Source organism: Stenotrophomonas sp. YIM B06876 (genome assembly GCF_030711595.1).
In the GTDB taxonomy this organism is placed as follows: domain Bacteria; phylum Pseudomonadota; class Gammaproteobacteria; order Xanthomonadales; family Xanthomonadaceae; genus Stenotrophomonas.
Genome location: NZ_JAUJUJ010000209.1, coordinates 1 through 1,364 on the forward strand (window position 1 = coordinate 1; position 1,364 = coordinate 1,364).

At 67.3% G+C, this 1,364-nt stretch carries 1 protein-coding gene and 1 pseudogene; both read left to right on the forward strand.

Translation table 11 applies throughout. The features are described from left to right. The coding region (locus tag QZH66_RS16150) for a tryptophan synthase subunit alpha (RefSeq protein ID WP_305806906.1) at positions 1–249 on the forward strand (249 nt) is incomplete at its 5' end. Positions 250–304: 55 nt separating this feature from the next. Then, positions 305–1,301 (forward strand): annotated as a pseudogene (gene accD / locus QZH66_RS16155) (acetyl-CoA carboxylase, carboxyltransferase subunit beta). Positions 1,302–1,364: the final 63 nt, after the last annotated feature.

Below are 1,364 nucleotides of genomic sequence, written 5' to 3' on the forward strand. Positions count from 1 at the left end.
GGCTCGGCCGCGCTCGACACCTCGGCCGTCGAAGCCATGCTGCCGCGCATCCGCGAGCATGTGCACATCCCCGTCGGCGTGGGCTTTGGCATCCGCGATGCGGCCACTGCCCAGGCCGTGGGCCGCGTGGCCGACGCCGTGGTCATCGGCAGCCGCATCATCCAGCTGCTCGACGACCAGCCGCACGAAAAGATCGTGCCCCTGGCGGTGAGCTTTCTGCGCGGTGTGCGCAAGGCGCTCGACGCATAATCCCGCGCTGGCGCCCCACCCAGGTGCGCGCCAGCGCCGTTGAAGAGGAAAACCCATGTCCTGGCTTGAAAAACTCCTGCCCTCCAAAATCCAGCCCACCGACCCCTCCGTGCGCCGCCAGATGCCCGAGGGCCTCTGGGTCAAATGCCCGAGCTGCGACAGCGTGCTCTACAAGGCCGACCTGGAGCACAACCAGTGCGTCTGCCCCACCTGTAGCCACCACCACCGCATCGGCGCGCGCGCGCGGCTCGACGCCTTTCTCGACCCCGAAGGCCGCTATGAACTGGGCCAGGAGGTGCTGCCGGTGGACGCGCTCAAGTTCAAGGACAGCCGCAAATACCCCGAGCGCCTGAAAGAAGCGCTGGAGAACACCGGCGAGACCGATGCCCTGATCGTCTTCGGCGGCGCCGTCAAGAGCATCAACGTGGTCGTCGCCTGCTTCGAGTTCGACTTCATGGGCGGCAGCATGGGCTCGGTGGTCGGCGAGCGCTTCGCGCGCGGCGTCGAGACCGCCATCGAGCAGAAAGTGCCCTTCATCTGCTTCACCGCCACCGGCGGCGCGCGCATGCAGGAGGGCCTGCTCTCGCTCATGCAGATGGCCAAGACCAATGCCGCGCTGACGCGCCTGGCGAAAAAGGGCCTGCCCTACATCAGTGTGCTGACCGACCCGACCATGGGCGGCGTGAGCGCCGGCTTCGCCTTTGTCGGCGACATCGTGATCGCCGAACCCAAGGCGCTGATCGGCTTTGCCGGCCCGCGCGTGATCGAATCGACCGTGCGCGTGAAGCTGCCCGAAGGCTTCCAGCGCGCCGAGTTCCTNCGCCTTTGTCGGCGACATCGTGATCGCCGAACCCAAGGCGCTGATCGGCTTTGCCGGCCCGCGCGTGATCGAATCGACCGTGCGCGTGAAGCTGCCCGAAGGCTTCCAGCGCGCCGAGTTCCTGCAGACCAAGGGCGCCGTGGACTTCATCTGCGACCGCCGCGAACTGCGCGACACCATCGCCCAAAGCCTGGCCATGCTGCAGCGCCTGCCGGCCGACGCGGTGGCGTAAGCCGCCCGGACTGCGCGGCCCGCAAACTACTCAATTGATAGCTGTCAACGCTTGCTGGGCAAG